Annotated in this window: 18 protein-coding genes and 1 pseudogene; 2 read left to right on the forward strand and 17 right to left on the reverse strand. The window is 41.3% G+C overall.

The annotated features are described in order from the left end of the window. Positions 1 to 107: 107 nt before the first annotated feature. The 10 genes and pseudogenes from alaS to B7721_RS08450 form a co-directional block, all read right to left on the reverse strand. Positions 108 to 2,726, reverse strand: coding sequence for an alanine--tRNA ligase (gene alaS / locus B7721_RS08405; protein WP_084878561.1), 2,619 nt, complete (start codon positions 2,724 to 2,726; stop codon positions 108 to 110). Positions 2,727 to 2,746: 20 nt separating this feature from the next. After that, complete coding sequence (locus tag B7721_RS08410) at positions 2,747 to 3,232, reverse strand: LURP-one-related/scramblase family protein (RefSeq protein WP_033585627.1); 486 nt, start codon at positions 3,230 to 3,232, stop codon at positions 2,747 to 2,749. A gap of 272 nt (positions 3,233 to 3,504) precedes the next feature. Further along, positions 3,505 to 3,969, reverse strand: a pseudogene (locus tag B7721_RS10330) (PASTA domain-containing protein); the annotation flags it as partial. A gap of 746 nt (positions 3,970 to 4,715) precedes the next feature. Then, positions 4,716 to 5,726, reverse strand: a complete 1,011-nt coding sequence (locus B7721_RS08420) for a GIY-YIG nuclease family protein (RefSeq protein WP_239823809.1) — start codon at positions 5,724 to 5,726, stop codon at positions 4,716 to 4,718. A gap of 103 nt (positions 5,727 to 5,829) precedes the next feature. Then, entirely contained in the window at positions 5,830 to 6,900 is a 1,071-nt protein-coding gene (locus B7721_RS08425; protein WP_084878565.1) for an ABC transporter substrate-binding protein, read from the reverse strand. Then, a complete protein-coding gene (locus B7721_RS08430) occupies positions 6,897 to 7,670 on the reverse strand; it encodes an ABC transporter permease (RefSeq protein ID WP_042902113.1) in 774 nt (257 codons plus the stop codon). The genes B7721_RS08425 and B7721_RS08430 overlap by 4 nt, the downstream gene beginning before the upstream one ends. Next, positions 7,667 to 8,473 (reverse strand): ABC transporter permease, encoded by an 807-nt coding sequence (locus tag B7721_RS08435; RefSeq protein WP_000754122.1) that lies wholly within the window; start codon positions 8,471 to 8,473, stop codon positions 7,667 to 7,669. The genes B7721_RS08430 and B7721_RS08435 overlap by 4 nt, the downstream gene beginning before the upstream one ends. Next, entirely contained in the window at positions 8,454 to 9,611 is a 1,158-nt protein-coding gene (locus B7721_RS08440; protein WP_000742901.1) for an ABC transporter ATP-binding protein, read from the reverse strand. Before B7721_RS08440 ends, B7721_RS08435 begins: the two co-directional genes overlap by 20 nt. A gap of 158 nt (positions 9,612 to 9,769) precedes the next feature. Beyond that, on the reverse strand, positions 9,770 to 10,675 hold the full coding sequence (gene murB / locus B7721_RS08445) for a UDP-N-acetylmuramate dehydrogenase (protein ID WP_084878567.1): 906 nt from the start codon (positions 10,673 to 10,675) through the stop codon (positions 9,770 to 9,772). A 268-nt stretch (positions 10,676 to 10,943) separates the two neighbouring features. Beyond that, entirely contained in the window at positions 10,944 to 11,765 is an 822-nt protein-coding gene (locus tag B7721_RS08450) for an AraC family transcriptional regulator (protein WP_084878569.1), read from the reverse strand. Between the two features lie 99 nt (positions 11,766 to 11,864). On the opposite strand from B7721_RS08450, the gene B7721_RS08455 reads away from it, so the two are divergent. Beyond that, on the forward strand, positions 11,865 to 13,073 hold the full coding sequence (locus B7721_RS08455) for a hypothetical protein (RefSeq protein ID WP_084878571.1): 1,209 nt from the start codon (positions 11,865 to 11,867) through the stop codon (positions 13,071 to 13,073). A 24-nt stretch (positions 13,074 to 13,097) separates the two neighbouring features. Here B7721_RS08455 and B7721_RS08460 read toward each other — a convergent pair whose 3' ends face one another. The 4 genes from B7721_RS08460 to budA all read right to left on the reverse strand — a co-directional run bounded on the left by B7721_RS08460 (position 13,098) and on the right by budA (position 16,749). After that, the gene (locus B7721_RS08460; RefSeq protein ID WP_084878573.1) at positions 13,098 to 14,030 is read right to left on the reverse strand and encodes a LacI family DNA-binding transcriptional regulator; all 933 of its coding nucleotides are present in this window, start codon (positions 14,028 to 14,030) and stop codon (positions 13,098 to 13,100) included. A gap of 43 nt (positions 14,031 to 14,073) precedes the next feature. Further along, entirely contained in the window at positions 14,074 to 14,886 is an 813-nt protein-coding gene (locus tag B7721_RS08465) for a Cof-type HAD-IIB family hydrolase (RefSeq protein ID WP_084878575.1), read from the reverse strand. Between the two features lie 369 nt (positions 14,887 to 15,255). Then, a complete protein-coding gene (locus B7721_RS08470; protein WP_084878577.1) occupies positions 15,256 to 16,008 on the reverse strand; it encodes a YhfC family intramembrane metalloprotease in 753 nt (250 codons plus the stop codon). Positions 16,009 to 16,017: 9 nt separating this feature from the next. Then, positions 16,018 to 16,749: an acetolactate decarboxylase gene (budA, locus tag B7721_RS08475; RefSeq protein WP_084878579.1), complete on the reverse strand. Its 732-nt coding sequence runs from the start codon at positions 16,747 to 16,749 to the stop codon at positions 16,018 to 16,020. Positions 16,750 to 16,893: 144 nt separating this feature from the next. On the opposite strand from budA, the gene B7721_RS08480 reads away from it, so the two are divergent. After that, on the forward strand, positions 16,894 to 18,165 hold the full coding sequence (locus B7721_RS08480; RefSeq protein WP_084878581.1) for an aminotransferase-like domain-containing protein: 1,272 nt from the start codon (positions 16,894 to 16,896) through the stop codon (positions 18,163 to 18,165). Between the two features lie 19 nt (positions 18,166 to 18,184). Here B7721_RS08480 and B7721_RS08485 read toward each other — a convergent pair whose 3' ends face one another. The 3 genes from B7721_RS08485 to pstB form a co-directional block, all read right to left on the reverse strand. Continuing rightward, a complete protein-coding gene (locus B7721_RS08485) occupies positions 18,185 to 19,000 on the reverse strand; it encodes an ABC transporter substrate-binding protein (protein WP_084878886.1) in 816 nt (271 codons plus the stop codon). Between the two features lie 157 nt (positions 19,001 to 19,157). Continuing rightward, positions 19,158 to 19,811, reverse strand: a complete 654-nt coding sequence (gene phoU / locus B7721_RS08490) for a phosphate signaling complex protein PhoU (protein WP_084878583.1) — start codon at positions 19,809 to 19,811, stop codon at positions 19,158 to 19,160. Between the two features lie 11 nt (positions 19,812 to 19,822). After that, on the reverse strand, positions 19,823 to 20,581 hold the full coding sequence (pstB, locus tag B7721_RS08495) for a phosphate ABC transporter ATP-binding protein PstB (RefSeq protein WP_001287329.1): 759 nt from the start codon (positions 20,579 to 20,581) through the stop codon (positions 19,823 to 19,825). Positions 20,582 to 20,584 lie beyond the last annotated feature (3 nt).

The raw sequence follows: 20,584 nt of genomic DNA on the forward strand, positions 1-20,584 counted from the left end.
CCTTTCTATAGTAGGTTACACAAAAATTTTTAAAGTATTATAATTAACACAATTTAAACTTTTTTGCAAAAATAGTATTAAATTGTATTCGATTTCCATTTATTTTCTTACAATTTACCTGCTACTGCATCCAAGAGTTCTTGAATTTTCGCTTGGTTGCTTCCTCCTGCCATGGCCATGTCTGGTTTACCACCACCACGTCCATCGACGATTGGAGCCAATTCTTTGACAAGATTTCCTGCATGCACATCTTTTGTCTTGCTAGCTACAAGAACATTGACTTTGTCACCAATAGCTGCGACAAGAACAAGCACATCAGAGTAGTCTTTTTGTTTCCAGTTATCCGCAAAGGTACGAAGGGCACCTGCATCTGATACAGAAACTTGGCTTGCAATGTAACGGTGTCCGTTGACTTCCTTCACATCCTTGAAGACATCACCTGCGGCTGCGGCTGCGGCTTTTTCTTTCAATTCTGCATTTTCTTTTTGAAGCTGACGAAGTTGCTCTTGAAGACTTTCGACCTTGTGAGGTACTTCTTTAAGTTGAGGTGCTTTCAAAGTTGCTGCGACAGCTTTCAGAGCGTCTTCTTGTTCGCGGTAGGCTTCAAAGGCTTCCTTACCAGTCACTGCCAAGATACGGCGGGTACCTGAACCGATTCCTTCTTCTTTGACAATCTTGAAGAGACCAATCTCAGAAGTGTTGCCAACGTGGGTACCACCACAGAGTTCCACTGAGTAGTCACCGATAGTAACAACACGGACTTCTTTTCCGTATTTCTCACCAAAGAGGGCCATAGCTCCCATTTCTTTGGCTGTGTCGATGTCTGTCTCAACAGTTTCCACTGCAATGGCTTCCCAGATCTTCTCATTGACTTGTTGCTCAATGGCGCGCAACTCTTCTGGAGTTACAGCTTGGAAGTGCGTGAAGTCAAAGCGAAGGAATTCAACTTCGTTCAGAGATCCTGCTTGTGTCGCATGGTGTCCAAGGATATTGTGAAGGGCCGCATGGAGCAAGTGAGTCGCAGTGTGGTTTTTCATGACACGGTGACGACGATTTGTATCAATTGCCAAGGTGTATTCTTGGTTCAAAGTAAGTGGTGCAAGAACTTCAACAGTATGAAGAGCTTGTCCATTTGGAGCTTTTTGAACATCTGTCACAGTAGCCACGACATTTCCAGCAGCGTCCAAGATTTGACCGTGGTCAGCCACCTGTCCACCCATTTCCGCGTAGAATGGAGTCTCTGCAAAGATGAGAGAGGCAGTTCCTTCAGAAACAGCTTCAACTTCAGCATTGTTCGCTACGATAGCCACCAACTTAGAAGGCAATTGGCTGGCATTGTAGTTGAAGACACTTTCCACTGTAATGTTTTGGAGGGTTTCATTTTGCATCCCCATTGAGCCACCTTTTACAGCTGACGCACGCGCACGTTCTTGCTGCTCTTTCATGGCTGCTTCAAATCCTTCACGGTCGACAGTCATACCTGCTTCTTCAGCGATTTCTTCTGTCAACTCAACTGGAAATCCATATGTGTCGTAGAGTTTGAAGACATCTTGCCCCGCGATAACGCTTTGACCTTTCGCTTGCAAGTCAGCTACAATGGTTTCTGCAAAGTGTTGACCTGAGTGAAGGGTACGGGCAAATGACTCTTCTTCGCTCTTCACGATTTTTTCGATAAAGTCACGTTTTTCAAGCACTTCTGGGTAGTAGCTTTCCATGATTTTTCCAACAGTTGGAACGAGTTTGTAAAGGAAAGGCTCGTTGATGCCCAATTTTTGACCGTGCATGGAAGCACGACGGAGGAGACGGCGAAGAACATAACCACGACCTTCGTTTCCTGGAAGGGCACCATCACCGATAGCAAATGAAAGAGAACGGATGTGGTCTGCGATAACCTTGAAGCTCATGTTGTCGCCGTCTTGGTCATAAACCTTACCAGACAATTTCTCAACTTCACGAATGATCGGCATGAAGAGGTCCGTTTCAAAGTTTGTCTTAGCCCCTTGGATAACCGCCACCAAACGCTCCAAACCAGCGCCCGTATCAATGTTCTTGTGTGGCAATTCTTTGTATTCGCTACGAGGAACAGCAGGATCAGCGTTAAATTGTGACAAAACGATATTCCAGATTTCGATATAACGGTCGTTTTCGATATCCTCTGCAAGCAGGCGAAGACCGATATTTTCTGGGTCAAAGGCTTCTCCACGGTCAAAGAAGATTTCTGTATCAGGTCCAGAAGGTCCAGCACCGATTTCCCAGAAGTTGTCTTCGATTGGGATCAAGTGGCTTGGGTCCACTCCTACTTCAATCCAGCGGTTATAAGAATCTTTATCGTCTGGATAGTAGGTCATGTACAGTTTATCAGCTGGAAAATCAAACCATTCAGGACTTGTCAAAAGCTCATAAGCCCAAGTGATAGCTTCATCACGGAAGTAATCACCGATAGAGAAGTTCCCCAACATTTCAAACATGGTATGGTGACGCGCAGTCTTCCCTACGTTTTCAATATCGTTAGTACGGATAGCTTTCTGCGCATTGGTGATACGTGGATTTTCAGGGATAATGGTTCCGTCAAAGTATTTCTTAAGGGTTGCTACCCCAGAGTTAATCCACAAAAGAGTTGGGTCATTTACAGGAACCAAGCTGACTGATGGTTCTACAGAGTGGCCTTTACTTGCCCAGAAATCTAGCCACATTTGGCGAACTTGAGCACTAGATAGTTGTTTCATAATATCTCCTTATTACTTGTTTAATTTGATTGGCTTTCCAGCATCTCCACATAGTCGATCGCGACACAGAGGGAAATGACCAGGTCTGCATAAGAGTCTTCATAGACGGTTACGGTGTAAGTCGAGGTTAAATGGAAAATCTCTTTCCGAATCTCGGCAACAAGCTGATCACGATCATCTAGCAATTTGAAATTCAAATCCCAGATATTGCCCTCGATACGAAGCCCTAGATCATCAAACTCATACTTATCTCGAAAGAAGGTCAACTTCTTACGAATAACGAAATTGGAACCGTTTCGTAGCTGAATAGTAAAACGAGGAAGCAAGGTGAAAAATTCTTTACTAATCTCACTAACTTGCTCACCATAGGCGTCATAGATGGTAAAGGTCTTAGGAATTTGGAAGAAAGAGCCCTCCACCTGATAGTTCACTACTCCTCTATCATCCTTGATATCAAAGCGTTCGCCTCCAAGACGAAACTTTTGTTTCACGAGAAATGTCTTCATAAACACCTCCAAAAATCAAAAGACAAGTCCATATCACGAAGGGCGAAAAACCGCGGTACCACCTTCATTCAATGAACTTGTCATTCTCTTATTCTTATGCAATTGTCTGATTGAGTAGCATGACTTTCTAACTTAGATGGCTCGCAGCACCGCCATTTCTCTGGACTAAGATGACAGAAAATCAATTCTCAACTTTCTTATTATATCGTTTTTGGAGGAGTTCGTCAAGGTTGTTGACAACGAATCATAAACTTCTGCATTAACCTCTTAATTTATCTAGATCTACTTTGTAATGTTTGAGTATTTTTGGGTTTATATATTGAAATTTTAATTCTTGTATTTTCCAAATGAACCTTTTCCCCTGCCTTAGGTCTTTGATCAACTACTGTTCCTTCAGCAGTACCCTCAGGAGCACTGGCTACTTCCACTATTTCAATATTAGCTTCTTTTATACCAACAATGTTGGTTAAATTATTTTTGGTAAATTCTAAACTCGAACCTACATAATTTGGCATGGCAACACTAGTTCGTTTTTTTGCAACAGTCAAAATAATACCTGATGAATCATTCAAATCATATAAAGTTCCCTCTGACAAACTCTGACGTAAAATTGTACCGGGAGAATACTCATCACTTTCTTCTTCCTCAACTTTTATATGATTCTCAGGAATATTTTTACTCTTCAATTCAGCTATAACATCCGAGAATTTTTGACCAATGTAGTTTCCAATATGTACTTTTGTAGCTTGTGGCCTAGAAGTGGGAGATGTTGTTGTTGATGTTTGCTTATCTGTAGATTTATTACCACCAAGAGAAGCTTGCTTTGTAGAACTTGTGGAGGTTTCTGAATTAGATGATTGAGTTGATTGCTTAGTAATGTTATGAGATGATTTAGACCTGCTCATACCTATGAAAAAAGTTCCAATTATCACTAATAAAAGTAAGATTATAGCTATGCCTATAAACCACTTTATTCTATTGACTTTCTCTCTATGACGCTTTGCTAATTCTTCCTGTTCTACTTCTTGCTGTTGTTTTAATTGAAATTGCTCTGTAGCTAATCGTTGTCTTTCTGCTTCTCTTTCTTTTTCCAACAAATACTCATTCAAGTCAGCTTCTGCTTCTGCTAGGAGTATCTGAATTCTCCCTCTCTCATCTTCAGTTTCAGCTTTGGCCCACAGTTTTTTTAAATCAAATATATTATCTTTATATTGTTGCTCTTTACGTAGTTCTAACTCTCTTTCATGTCTAAATTTTTCATCCAATTGGCGCTGACGTTCTAGTTCATTACTCTCCTGTAATGCCTCATTCTGCTTCCAAGCAAGACGATTTTGTTCTTGTAATGCGGCATGTTGTTTTTGGTTGGATTCTTGCTGCTCCCATCTCTGCTGTTCCAACAAGTTATTCTGTCTTTTTAGCTCTTGATTCAATTCTTCTTCTCGACGAGCTTTTTCCCAATCATTCAGATTATTCATATCCCCTCCTAATTTGCATTATACCCATGTTCCTTAGATTTTAAAACTTTCTTCCAGTATCTTTCACGTTGCAGTGCCTTTTGTTTTCCAATCTCATTCTTTGGAAAAATTTCTAATAAACTATATTGAAAATTCTTTTTTATATAGCCAATTCCATATTTTTCGACAATTTCACATAATCTTTTATTAGGATATCGATTTTCTTCCATTTCAGTTTTATCATATCCTTCATTTAAATACGCTGACCACCTTCCATAGATTCCATTATCTCCATAAGCAGAACCTACATAGAGTTTACCTGTCTTAGAATCAGTAATGACATAAACACCATAAACAGTGGATAAATGTTGTCTCCAAGAACCATTTGACCAATTTTTCTTTAACTCTTGATACGAAAATGAGATATTTTCATAACCTGGGAAATCAGATGTTTGATTGAAATAAGAGATACTGCTTACAGATTCCACTTTAACTGATTCAATTATTTTAGGATTAACATAAAACCATGATTGTCCTGTATTAGTATGATCGACCAAAACTTTTTCTATAAACTTATCATACTCTTTTAAACGTTCAGCTAAAGCGAACTTGACATGATGGTTCCCGTAAGCTACCTTTTTAATCTGACTACTTTTTTCTTTTATAAGATAAGCACCCACAAAAAGCCACTTATGATATTCTACTTCTATAAATTGAAACTGAATTTCATCTTTACGATTTCGGCTTTTCTTTTCTGAACCATTACTTAAAATCCAAGGCAAAAAATCTTCAGATCCATTGATATAATCTTCAACAAAACTGTAATCATCCCAATTCTTATTAAATCTCAACTTAATACGACAACCTTTGTACTCTAATTGCGATAACAACTCATTAAATCTGAAAATATCCTTCAAATATATCTTATTATCCATATTGCATTTCCCTTTAATTTTTATAGAGAGTATCTGCATAATTTCGCTCTCATATATTATTATAAAGAAGACCTTAATAACAGTCAAGGTATTAATTTTTTTCAAAAATTTCCTAAAAATTTAATTCTCCTAATTAGCATCTTTATATTTCTATCGATTTCATAAAAAACGAACCAGCTTGACTGATTCGTTTTCTTTGTATCTACTCCTACTTCCGATACATTTTAAACTGTAGGAAGAGGTCGCTGTATTTTCCTGTCCATTTATGGTCAAATTTCTCATAAACTTCTAGGTGTTTCATGGTATCAGCGTCTGGATAGAAGGATTTGTCCTCACGAGTCTCCTCTGGGAGCATTTCCTTGGCTGGTAGGTTTGGTGTTGAGTAACCTACATACTCCGCATTTTTCAGAGCATTTTCGGGTTTCAACATAAAGTTGATAAAGGCATAGGCTGCATCTTGGTTTTTCACGGTTTTTGGAATGACCATGTTATCAAACCAGAGATTGCTGGCCTCAGTTGGAACAACATACTTGAGATTAGGATTTTTCTCCAGCATCTGGCTGGCTTCCCCAGAGAAGGTGACACCGATGGCAGCATTGTTCTGAATCATGTAACCCTTCATCTCGTCTGCCACAATGGCCTTGATATTTGGAGTCAGTTTGTAGAGTTTATCCACTGTCTCTTCCAGCTGCTGAGGATCCTTGGAGTTGAGACTGTAACCGAGTGAGTTAAGCCCGAGTCCCAGCACCTCACGCGCCCCATCAAAGAGCATGATGGAATCCTTGTATTCTGGTTTCCAGAGGTCATCCCAATGCTCAGGCGCCTCATTTATCATAGTTTCATTGTAGACAATTCCCAAGGTCCCCCAGAAATATGGGATGGAGAATTTATTGCCCGGGTCAAAAGACTGGTTGAGGAACTCAGGTCCGATATTTTCGATTCCTTCAATTTTTGAATAATCAAGAGGAACCAATAGGTCTTCGTCCTTCATCTTATTGATCATGTATTCACTAGGAATAGCAATGTCGTAGGTCGTTCCACCCTGCTTGATCTTGGTATACATGGCTTCGTTGGAGTCAAAGGTCTCGTACTGGACTTGGATTCCTGTTTCTTCTGTGAATTTCTCCAAGAGTTCGGGATCGATATAGTCCCCCCAGTTGTAGATAACCAATTTCTGACTGTCTCGGCTATTGATTTTACTGTCTAGATGAGTCGCAATCCCCCACAAGACAAGGATAATTGCTGCAATTCCTGCTAAAAATGAATAGAGTTTTTTCATGCTTGCTCCTCCTTCTCACGTGAGATAAAGTAATAACCTACAACTAGGATAATACTAAAGAGAAAGACAAGGGCAGAGAGGGCATTGATCTCTAACGAAATCCCCTTACGAGCACGAGAGTAGATCTCAACTGACAGAGTCGAAAAGCCATTTCCCGTCACAAAGAAGGTTACGGCAAAGTCGTCTAGCGAATAGGTGAAGGCCATGAAATAACCTGCAATGATAGACGGAGTCAGATAAGGAAGCATGATTTCCTTAAACATCTGAAACTGGCTGGCTCCCAAGTCATAGGCTGCATGAATCATGTCATCATTCATCTCCTTGAGGCGAGGCAAGACCATCAAGACCACAATAGGGATGGAAAAGGCCACGTGACTAGATAGAACCGTCAAAAATCCAAGTGAAAACTTAAGCTGGGTAAAGAGAATCAAGAAGCTGGCACCAATCATAACGTCAGGCGCAACCATGAGGATATTATTGAGTGATAGAAAGGCTTCTTGGTATTTCTTACGAGACTGATAGATATAGATAGCACCAAAAGTCCCGATAATGGTCGCAATCAAGGCAGCTAGAAAGGCCAAGAAAAAGGTTTGGGTGAGGATCAACATGAGACGACCATCACCAAACATGGTTTTAAAATGGCTCAGACTAAATCCTGTAAAACTGTTCATATCATCCCCTGCGTTAAAGGCGTAGCCAATCAAGTAAAAAATCGGCAAATAAAGGACGATAAAGACAAAGGCTAGGTAGAGATTGGCAAATTTTTTCATCGTTCTCTCCTTTCCTTGGTCACCCACATGGTGATGAACATGGTTAGGATGAGGATCACACCAATGGTTGAACCCATACCGTAGTTGTCATTGGTCAGGAAGTTCTGCTCAATAGCCGTTCCCAGCGTGATAACGCGGTTCCCACCAATCAAACGTGTCAACATGAAGAGACTCAAACTTGGGATAAAGACAGACTGAACCCCACTTCTCACCCCGTTCATAGACAGAGGGAAGATAACATGGCGGAAAGTTTCCCACTTGGTCGCACCGAGGTCGTAGCTGGCATTGATGAGATTGTTATCCATGTCATCCAAGACATTGAAAATCGGTAAAATCATAAAGGGAAGCTCGATGTAGCTTGCGACGAAGATAAAGGAGAAATCCGTAAAGAGCAACTGCTGCGAACCGATTCCGATAAATTCCAAAAATTGGTTAATAGAGCCATTTTGACCAAAAATCCCGATAAAGGCATAGGCCTTGAGGAGGAGGTTAATCCAGGTTGGCAGGATAATCAGCATGAGCCAGAGTTGACGGTGCTTGAGACGGGTCAAAAAGAGGGCTGTTGGATAACTGATGAGCAGTGTTACCAAGGTGACAATCCCTGCATAAAGCACAGAGTTGAAGCTCATTTTGAGATAGGTCAAGTTTTGTGACGCAAAGTAGGATTTATAGTTTTCTAAACTAAACTGGCCTTCAATGTTGAAAAAGGATTGACCGAAAATCAAGACCAAGGGTGCGAGAACAAAGAGGACAATCCAAAGCATGTAGGGCACTACAAAGAGTTTAGAGGTTGTTTTCTTCATCTCTTTCCTCCTCGATCGCGTTAATCAGACCTGCTTCTTGCTCTTCGATTTCTACGTACTCCTCGATACGAGCATCGAACTCTTCTTCGGTTTCGTTGAGACGCATGATGTGGATATCTTCTGGTTCAAAGTCCAGACCGATTTCCTCACCCACAATGGCCTTACGGGTCGAGTGAATCATCCATTCGTTTCCGAGCTCGTCATAGGCGATAATCTCGTAGTGAACCCCACGGAAAAGCTGGGTATCAACCTTAACTTGGAGCTTGCCTTCTTCAGGAAGGGTAATGCGCAAGTCCTCTGGACGAATAACGACCTCAACAGGCTCATTTGGCTTCATCCCTCCATCAACCGCTTCAAAGCGTTTGCCGTTAAACTCAACCAAGTAATCCTCAATCATGGTTCCAGGCAAGATATTTGACTCACCGATAAAGGTGGCAACAAAGTGGTTGATTGGCTCATCGTAGATGTCCACTGGTGTTCCAGACTGAACAATCTCGCCATCATTCATAACGAAAATCCAGTCACTCATAGCAAGGGCTTCTTCCTGATCGTGAGTGACAAAGACAAAGGTAATTCCCAATCGTTGTTGCAATTCACGCAGTTCGTACTGCATGTCTGTTCGCAATTTCAAGTCCAGCGCTGATAAAGGCTCGTCCAGCAAGACCACACGGGGTTGGTTGATGATGGCACGGGCAATAGCCACACGCTGACGTTGTCCTCCAGAGAGTTTACGGATGGAACGCTTTTCATACCCTTCCAACTGAACCATCTTGAGAACTTCCGCTACACGTTGTTCGATTTCTTTCTTGTCGATTTTACGCAAGCGGAGTGGAAAGGCAACATTTTCAAACACATTCATATGTGGAAACAAGGCATAGGATTGGAAGACCGTATGGACATCTCGTTTATTAGTTGGGATATCGTTGATCCGCACCCCATCCAGTAAAATATCCCCTGTCGTCGCATCTAGTAAACCTGCAATGATATTTAGAATGGTTGATTTTCCTGAACCAGATGCACCCAAAAGAGTGTAAAATTTCCCTTCTTCCAACTCAAAATTGATGTCTTTGAGAACCTTGGTGTTGCTGTCTTCAAAAACTTTAGAGACGTTTTTGAATTCAATAATTGGTTTTTTCAATTGTCATAAATTCCTTCTTTTTCATAAATTAACAGATCAGGGCTCTGTCAGGCCGCTACCACCTCGTGTAGGAGATTAAACTGCCTACATACATCTTCACTAACGATAGGCTTTCACCCCCTTTAAATGGTTATAGCAGCAACTTTTCTACCCCAACCTTATTCTTTCTCACCCAAGATTCGGACTTCTCTCTCAAGGGTGACACCTGAGTGTTCCTTGACTTTTTCGATAACAGATTGGATCAAGTCTTCATAGTCTTTGGCCGTTCCGTCAGCAACATTGATCATGAAACCGGCATGCTTTTCAGATACTTCTACACCACCGATACGATAGCCCTTGAGACCAGCCTCTGAGATCAACTGACCTGCAAAATGCCCAACTGGACGCTTAAAGACTGAACCACAAGACGGGTATTCTAATGGTTGTTTGAGTTCACGTAGGTGCGTCAAGCGGTCCATTTCTTGCTTGATAACCTGATGATTCCCTGGAGCTAGGGCAAATTTAGCTGACAAAACAACAGCCCCAGAATCCTGAATAGCTGAATGGCGGTAACCAAAAGCCAAGTCCTTGGCAGATAAGGTCTCGATTTCCCCTTCTTTGGTCAAAATTTGACAAGACTGCAAGATATGAGCAATCTCTCCTCCATAGGCACCCGCATTCATAAAGACAGCTCCACCGATGCTTCCAGGAATCCCACAAGCAAACTCAAAACCAGTCAAACTATGACGGAGGGCAATACGAGTTGTTTCAATCAAGTTCGCCCCAGCTTCCGCTTCGATGGTATAGCCATCAACTGAAACGTTATTAAGCTTATCGCACAAGATAACAAAACCACGGATTCCACCTTCACGAACAATGATATTGCTGGCATTCCCAAGCACCATCCAAGGAATATTCTCTTGATTGGCAAATTGGACGACACGGGCCATCTCATAGCGATTGCGTGGCAAAACTAGATAATCCGCTCGACCTCCTACCTTGGTATAGGTATAGGTCTTCAAAGGTTCCTTAAAACGAATATCGATTCCTTCTAAGATTTCAAGTATTTTTTCTTCTACTGACATGTCACTCTTCCTTTTTCAAAATTCATTCCATTATACCATTTTTAGAGACATTTGACGACCTCAAAATGACTATTGGTAATTCAACTCTTGTTTTTCAAATGATGGATACAGATGTTGACGTGAATGGGGGACTATAGAAAAACACCCTAAGAGTTAGATAAATGATATCTAACTTTCAGGATGCTGTTTTCAAAATTTTTTTATATTGAATCTATCTACACCTGAATCAATCAATAAGCCCCTTCTAAAGCAAATGCCGAAATGGATGCTAGTTGGATGGAGGATTTTTCCAGCTTTGGCGGTAAAATTTAGGACTCACAGAAAAAAAGTTCTTAAAGGCTTTTGAAAAGACTAGTTGGTCCTGATAGCCGACTTCCAAGGTAATTTCTTTTATAGATAGATTAGTGTCAGTTAAGAGTGTTCTTGCCTTTAGCAGGCGTGTTTCAAGGAGAAATTGCTGAGGAGATTTATGGTAAAGTTTCTTAAACTGACGAAACAAAGTACTACGACTGAGTCCGACCTGGGATGCCAAGTCTTGAATGGAGATGTCTTGTTTGTACTGTTGTAGTAAAATTAGCGCAGCTTTTTCAACAGGGAGTTGAGTGACATTCAGAGGTATTTCTGCTGGAAATTCTTCCTGCAGGTAGTAAAGGAAGGTATAAACTTGCATCTGGTACCAGCTCTCTTTTTGCCTACTTTCTGCAGTTTTGTGACAGATGTCTTGAATAATTTCCCTGCTTTTAAAATAACTATCGAAATGGCAAACAGACTCATAAAAAACTTGTGTGTGTTGGAGATAGTCGTTTAGTTTGTCTCCAGAAAATCCCAGCCAGTAGGTTGTCCAAGGATCTTCTGGATTTGCCCAATAGCGTACTTTTTGGCCTTTTCTTAGGATAAAACCATCATTTTTCTCCAAAGAATAGGTCTGCCCATCAACTTGCAGGTAGCCTTTCCCATCACAAATCCAGTGGATGACAAAATCCTGAAAAACAGTATAGTCATAAAACGGAAAGCTAGAATAATCATCAATCCCACATTCTTCAAGGTAAAATTCCTTAGATGTTTCTTTAAAATAGTGCCATAGTTTCATAAATGCTTTCTCCTTGCAACATAAGTGCATATTTCTTCATCATGAACTCCTAGAAAAGGGACAAACTCTGGTTTATAATGAGGCAAGAAAGGAGAACAAATGAAAAGATCGTATCAATCTAGTATGGTAGGGCTCAACCTCAGTAATCAAATTGTTTCCATCACCATAACAGGTGACTTCATGATTCTTTTTATGAGTCAGATTTTAGGTTTTAGTGATTTGCAAAATAGCTGGCTTATCACAATGCTACCGATTATAGCCCTTGTCCGCATTCCCTTGTCTTATCTGATGCGGAGGAAAAATCTCCTTGACCTGATGCGGTGGAGTATACTGTCTAAGCTGTGTTTGCTAGGGATATTAGTGGTAATTCCCTACGAAAGTGTGACTTTTTCTATCTATGCTCTTTTTCTGGTTCTATATCAGATAGCCGTGGAGCTGGGCTTTGGTCTAGCTTGGAACCCCTTAATATTATTAGTTACAGAAGAGAAAGCCCGCGCAAAATTTCTCAGTCACTTAGGTTTGTTTCAGCTGGTCACGAGCTTTTATACCCTTCTTATTTCCTTTTTCATCGGAAAAGAGCTGACTGCACTTCATTTTCGTTGGTTACTGGTGATTGCTCTTGCTAGTCTGTTCATGCAGTTTATCCTTTTGAAACAGTTACAAACAGACTATAGCTTGTTTCAAAATCATCAAGTAACAAGGCAGATGGACTGGCAGGTTTTGAAAAAACAGCTCTGGCACCATGTCCGTGTCCTACTTTTGGATAGTTTGATTTTATATGTAACCTTAACGATGAATGTCCTCTATATGGTACAGGTATTGCACCTTTCCGCCAACCTCGTGTCTCTGTATTCGAGCATGAGCTTGCTGGGAAATGTCCTAGCCCTTGCTCTTGCAGGTCCTTGTTTTGAGAAAAGACGTTCTCTGTTTTTCACAATCTTACTGGTAGTAACGGGATGTGAGATTCTTTTGATCTTCTTTCTTCCCCATGATGCTGTATCCTATACAATCTTTTGGAGCATAGGTTGGGGGTTATTAAATGGGGCTGTGGGAGCTCTATGGGGACTCTACATTTCTCTAGTCAAACACCAGGCAGCAAATCCTAGCCCCTTTACAATTTGGAATATTTATCAGGGGATTGCCTATCTTGTTAGCGTACTTGTCTTTTATCTCTCTGGTAACTTGGTGCACCTAGCTAGTTCCAGCTCAGGGCTGGATCCGTATCGTCTGGTCTTGATTGCCTGCCTATGCATCTGCATTATGGTTTGTTTACGGATGCTGTATAGAAGAAAAATAGGTCTCAAGTGACGATTGTCGCTTGAGCCTATTTTATCATCGTATGATAAACTCCGATTGTAGGATAATGGTTCGTTTTTCGTCAGAGAGTGCTTGTTTGAAGCTTTCCTGACCGAGTTGGTAGGATTTGTTATCAATGGTAGGAATCCCCAGTACCTCTCCTGTCAGTTGCTTTTCTTGGCCAATCAGCAAAGGTAATTCAAGATTTTTCTCCTGATAATAGCGAACCACACCAGTTGCTACATCATCTCCGTTGCTGAAAATACAGTCTAAATCTTGCTCTAGTAGGCTATCCCCTTGCTCATAAGCATCCTCTCCCGTGGAAATGCCATCCAAAATCAGAGGTTCTGTTTTTTCACCAAAAACTTCCTTGTAGGCTTCCATAGTGAGACGGTAGGTGGAACTTTTTAGGTCTTTTCGGGTAAATAGCAGAGCAATTCTACTTTTTCCCTGGTCTTTAATCCAGTTAAAGGCTGTCTTGCAAGCATGGGTGCGGCTCACATAAACGCTACTCAGATTGGGGTCCTGCACTTCTTCACAGCAGACAATATTGCCATACTTAGCGTAGGAAGCAATGGTTTCTAAATCTACACTGCGAGAGGTGAAAATAAGACTGTCAAAGGCCCTTCCTCGCAGCTGCTCCAGATAATATTTTTCCAAGTCTATATCATAACGAGAAGGTAGAATGAGCAAGGTATAGTTATGATCCATAGCTGCATCCAAAAGCCCGTTCAGTAACTGACTAAAATAAGGGTGCAGGGTCGTGTTGGGAATAACTACACCGACCCGACGAGTCGAACCTGAACTTAACTCCTGAGCTAGAATGTTGGGGCGGTAGTCCAGTTCCTCCATGACTTGCAGGATTTTCTGACGAGCCTCCTCGGATACATGAGGATGGTTGTTGATGACGCGTGACACGCTAGAAACTGAGTAGCCACTCAGTTTGGCAATTTTTCGAATATTTGTCATTGTTTGCTTTCTATAGGAGGATTGACATCCTCCAAACACGTGATTAATGGATTTTTTTGAGATATTTACGAATGCCGTAGCCGACACCATGTTCATCATTGCTGCGTGTTACCTTATAAGCCAGCTCTTTGATGTCAGGAAAGGCATTGCCCATTACGATTGGATAGCCCACCATCTCAAACATTGGGATATCGTTGTGCCCATCACCAAAGGCAGCGATCTGGCTCTTATCTAAACCTTCTTTTTTGAGAATATAAGCAATACCTTTTGATTTTTTAGCAGTTTTGCTGGTAATTTCTAGATGATATTGACCAGATCGGAGAATACTGACCTCGCCCAAGTCTAGGGCTTGCAAGTATTTCTCCAGTGCCAATAAATCGTCATTATCTAGGGCAATCATCATTATCTTGAAGGTATTGTCCTTAGCTGCTAGAAAATCAGCCTCGTTTGTAAGTGTTGGTGCCTGGCGCGTAATGTTGAACTCTAGACGAATCCCTTCATCTATTCTATCACAATACCAGTTCGTCATATCATAATAGCTGACGCTAATTTGTGGAAAATGCTGGCGCACTGCCTGTAAGATAGTTTGTGCTGTCTTTCTAGGGAGAATATCTATATGAAGGGGTTTGACCTTTCCATCCACAATCTGATAAATCAAACCACCGTTAAAACCTACTTGAGGGCCAGTCAGCTGAAGTGCTTCGATAGCCTCTCTCATTTCCATTGGAGCTCGAGCAGAAACTAAAGTCAGCGGAATCTGAGCATCGCGGATAGCCTTGCTATTCTCGCTAGAAACGCGGCCCTCAGAATTGAGAAGTGTGCCGTCCATATCTGAAAAAATACGTTTGATGGTCATAATGTTGTCCTCTTTTCTTCTTTGTCCGCTAGCGTGTGATAGGTCGGTTTAAATGCGCATTCCCAACCTTTGATACCATTGTACATTCTGGAACGCGTTCCATGTCAAGAGAAAAATGAAAAATTTTTTAAATTTTTTTCGAGCATATATAAAGTTGATGTGGACTTGCTTGATAACGGTATCTCCTTGGCTTAATTGAAGAATTTATTAAACAAGTTTTTCATTTCTTGAAAAGCTGGCTGTCCCTTGGTAAATAGGTATTAAACGGAAAGATAGGCTTGTCTTCCAGATAATACATCGGGTGGTAAATAGTAAGAAATAGACAAAAACAGAGTTAAGAGAGAACAATAAAAAGAGGTCCCCCTCTTTTTATGATTTTTTCCAAAATGTAGATTTTGTCAACCAGATAAAGACTAAAAGTTCTACGAGAAGAACAAACTCAACTAGAAGCGGATTTGCAATCCATCCCACTTGAGATAAGGCTGGAGCCAAGTCAAACAAGGCATGCAAACCATAGGCAGCAAGGAGGTAGATCCATTTCTTTTGACGGACACTTTGATAGACCCAGATGGAAAGACCAATTTGCAGAACCAGAGCAAGAATACGCTCAACTCCTAGTAAATAAACCTGCCATACAGAAAGAGACTGAACCGTTTCGAGCGTAGATTTTGGAAGAAGATTGGCTACATCAGTATTTGAAGACTGGATGAGTGAAAAGAGAATCAAAAGACTGATCAAGCTTCCCATTCCGAGATAGAGCATCTCCAAGCCCCCATGTCCCAAACCATAAGCCAAAGCATCTCGATCTTCTAGCTTTCTCTTTTTCTCCAACCATTTAAAAAAGATAAGACGAGCTGTTTCCTCGAAGAGGGCTGCCATGGCAATCCCATAAAGCACATATAAGAAAGGCTGCTCCTGCATAAGCGGAATGGTTCCATCTTTTTGCGGATGGAGTATCAGAAGGTGAACCATCTTCTCTAACACTTGAGAAGAAACAAAAAATGCGATTGCCCCCAAGCCCATCACTGCAAGAGAGATTTTAAACCGTTTTTTGGCATACCAAGTCCCACTTACTAGAATGAGAACCAAAGCGATCATGGTAAGGATAATATGTACTGTCATCTTTTTCTCCTATTCTGACTTATCAATATCTTTCTTCATCTCGTCAACGTTAAATTTGGCAAATAAATACTGGCGATCTTGGACTGGAAAACGTTGGTCCAACTGGTCGACTGCCCCAACCTCGATCATTCCTTCTTTGATAACAAAGTCCATCACATGCCCACCAAAGGTCAAATCATCTGAGATAAAATGCAAATGGTAGCCTGCAACACTCACTCCATGGAAAATCTCAGGTGTCCAAAACCCAACAATGGTTCCCGATACATTTTCACAGCTATATTCAGGTTGGTGAGTCGCTACATCAGCAAACTTAGTATCAGGTGTGGATTTAGGAATCATCCGTACGTGCATTTGTGAAAATTCGCCATGAATCTTGATGGAGCGAAAAAGATTTTCCCCATCATAGTAGGACTCAATTCGTTTTTCCAATTCCTTGTCAGTCATCTCAAAGCGCTGACGAAAAATCACTTCTGCCTGATGAGGAACCACCGCTGCATAGGGAATAAGGGCATCCGCTGCCACCTCAACGATTTCAGGCGTTTGACCAGACCCCTTGGCTTGATAAGCCTTGCCATCAAGGACAATCAACTCCCCGTCAATCGAATCCAATGTTCCCAAGCCGAGGTCACCATGTTCCAGCAATTCTCCCACTGTCATGGTTCCGCCATATAGACCTGCCATTAGGGCACCTAGAGTATTGTATTGAAATAATTTAACCGGTTCCTGCACTTTTCTATCCATTCTCTTTCTTATCTTCTGTTCAATGAATCATCATACTTTCTAAGTATACCACATTTGCTCCTAGTTGTGAAAGGGGGAATGTTTTTCCCATTGCAAAGGAGGCAAAAAAAAGGTACAATGTAACAAAATCAACGGAGGTCTGGAATGAAGAAAGAAAGTAAATACCAAGCAGTCGTTTCCTTTCTAAAAAAGGGGATCGAATCAGGAAAATTTCCAACAGGTAGCCGGCTTCCCTCCATCCGTCAACTGAGCCAAGACTTCCACTGTAGCAAGGACACTATCCAACGAGCCCTGCTGGAATTACGCCATGAACAATACCTCTATGCCAAACCCCAAAGTGGCTACTATGTTCTAGAACAAGGACAGCACCAAGACTTGGAAATCGAAGTCACTGATGAACATGCCAGTGCCTATGACGACTTCAGAATCTGCGTCAATGAAACCCTAATTGGAAGAGAAAACTATCTCTTCAACTACTATGACAACCAAGAAGGTCTTGAGGAACTGAGACAATCTGTCCATCAACTTCTTTTCAACCAAGCCCTCTACTGCAAACCCGATCAACTGGTTCTAACTTCTGGCACCCAACAAGCTCTCTTTATCCTTTCTCAGATTGACTTCCCGAGCCAGAGAGCTGAGATTTTGGTCGAACAACCGACTTACCACCGGATGAACCGTCTCTTGGTCGCTCAGAGGCTAGCATACCAGACCATTGAACGCCGTATTGATGGCATTGACCTTGACGAACTGGAAGAACAGTTTAAATCTGGGAAAATCAAGTTCTTCTATACCATTCCTCGCTTCCACTATCCTCTTGGCCATTCCTATTCTGATCAGGAAAAAAGGGCCATTCTGGATCTAGCAAACCAGTATGGTGTATATATCGTCGAGGATGATTATCTAGGTGACTTAGACTCTAGAAAGGGCCAAACCTTCCACTATCTGGATACTGAAGATCGGGTCATTTATATCAAGTCCTTCTCAACCAGCCTCTTTCCAGCCCTTCGTATTACCGCTCTCATTCTCCCAAATGCCCTAAAAGAGGCCTTTGTTGCCTACAAAAATATCCTGGACTATGACAGCAATCTCATCATGCAAAAGGCTCTTTCTCTTTATATCGATAGCCAGTTATTTGAAAAAAATCGACTGGCTCGATTGACCCTTCAAGAGAACTATCAGGCTCATATAAAGAAAGTGCTTGAAGAAAACACCTGTCCCTTGCCCCACTACCCTCTACACGATGGTCTTTTGCTTGATTTGAGAAACTATCCTAAAATTGCCAGTCTGAAACACAGCTCACTCAAACTAGACTTTTTTGAGAAGGCTTATTTGGACATCTGCCCTTATCAGTTCGCCAAAGTCACTCTCGAAAATCTAGAAGAGCTATTAGAATACATAAAAGCAGAGTCGGATTAAAGTCCAACTCTGCTTTTTCTTATTGTTCAACTTCTGTAAGTTTCGCTGCTTTTTCTAGATAGGTTTGATAAGTTCCTTCATCTTTTAGTTTTTGGATAACCTTATCTACTACTGCTTTCAAATCTGATTGATTCTTCTTGATGGCAACGGCATTGGCTTCGCCATCTTTCATCGTCAAGTTAACAGATGCAACAACAAGGTCTGAGTTTTTGCCTGCGTAGCTAAGAGCCACTGGTTCATCCATATGAACAGCATCCACTTTTCCAGCCTGCAATTCATTGACTGCTTCACCCATATTGGTCAAGGATGTCAACTGGGCATTTGGCAATTGTTCCTTGACCATGGTTTCTGGCACAGTTCCTTTTTGAGCTGCGATATTGGCACTTGCAAGGCTTGAAAGATCCTTGTATTTGTCTAAATCGGCTTTTCTAACCAAGAAACTCATCTTATTTTCATAGTAAGGAATTGAAAAGTCAAAGACTTCCTTTCTCTCATCTGTAGCACTAATTCCTGCTATGGCTAAGTCAGCCTTTCCAGTTTGAAGGCTGGTCAAGACATTGTCAAAACTCATACTTGAGATTTCAAGTTTAACCCCAAGCTCGTCCGCAATCGCTTGAGCCATATCAATATCTGCTCCAACTACCTGGTTTTTACCATCTACCAAGGCTTGGAATTCAAACGGTGCATAGTCTGGGCTGGTCGCAACAACTAGCTTTCCTTTTTGTTTAATAGCGTCCACAGCAGATTGGGAACTATCCGTTCCTGACTGACAAGCTACCAAAACCATGCTGGCAAGCATGCTACACACAACAAACATCCATTTCTTAAACTTCATAAATAAACGACCTTTCTGTTTTTCCTGAATAATTATAACTCTTTTAAAAATAGTTGTCAACCCTTTTAAAGATTTTGATTGTAAAACAATTCTTTTCATAAAAAAGAAGACTGATTTATTCTAATCAGCCTTTTGTTCTGTATATTTAAACCGTTTCTTATAGTTCGACAATCTTACCTGTTTCAAAGTAAACAACCCATTCACAGATATTTTTTGCGTAGTCTCCGATACGCTCCAAGAAAGAAATGACTTGGAAGTAATCACGACCTGTAACGATAGCTTCAGGATTTTTCCTAATTTCTTCTGTAGCCAAATCACGGATGTTATCAAAGTAATGGTTAATTTTTTCATCCATAGCCGCTACTTCGTAGGCTTGATCCACAGAACCATTCAGATAGAGATCTAGAGCTGCTTCAACGAAGTTTTTTACATCGCGTCCCATCTTTTTGATTTCTTCTTCAACAGAAGGGATACGTTGCTCCCCCTTCATACGAATGGTCGCCTCAGCGATAGACACTGCATGATCTCCCATGCGTTCCACGTCAGAAACTGCCTTGAGAACGGTCAAGACGGTACGAAGATCTTGCGAAACAGGTTGTTGGAGGGCAATCATTTCAAATGATTTCTTTTCCAACTTCACTTCATATTCATTTACTTCTGCATCGTCTTCGATGACTTCTTTTGCCAAATCACGGTCATGCGTAACAAAGGCACGCACTGTACGATTGATCTGCGAGAGCACTTCTTGTCCCATAGCATAGAACTGGTTGTGCAATTTCTCCAAATCTTCTTCAAATTGAGATCGTAACATCATTCAACTCCTTATCCAAATTTTCCTGTAATATAATCTTCTGTTTCCTTGTTTTGTGGGTCTAGGAACATCTTCTTCGTATCGTTAAACTCGATTAAATCCCCATCTAGGAAAAATCCTGTTTTATCAGAGATACGAGAAGCTTGTTGCATCGAACGCGTTACCAAGAGCATGGTGTATTTATCTTTCAGACCATACAAGGTTTCCTCAATCTTACCTGCAGAAATAGGATCCAAAGCTGAAGTTGGTTCATCTAAGAGGATAATTTTCGGACTGGTTGCTAAGACACGAGCAACACAAACACGTTGTTGTTGTCCACCAGAGAGACCAATGGCCGAATCATGCAACCGATCCTTTACTTCATCCCAGATAGAAGCACGTTGCAAGGCCTTTTCTACTGCTTCATCAAGAACTTGCTTGTCCTTGACCCCATTGATACGCAGCCCATAGACAACATTTTCGTAGATAGACATAGGGAAGGGATTAGGCTGTTGAAAGACCATACCGATTTCCTTACGCAATTCAACCGTATCGGTACGGGGGCTGTAGATATTGTGACCATTATAGACCACTGAGCCAGTTGTTGTCACCTCAGGATTTAGATCGCCCATGCGGTTGATGGCTTTGAGCAGGGTAGACTTTCCTGATCCAGAAGGACCAATCAAGGCCGTTATTTCCTTAGGTTGGAAAGAAAGGGAAACACTATTCAAGGCCTTCTTTTTATTGTAATAAACGGACAGGTCTGATACCTGTAAAATCGCTTCTGACATACC

This window comes from Streptococcus oralis subsp. oralis (assembly GCF_002096445.1).
In the GTDB taxonomy this organism is placed as follows: domain Bacteria; phylum Bacillota; class Bacilli; order Lactobacillales; family Streptococcaceae; genus Streptococcus; species Streptococcus oralis_N.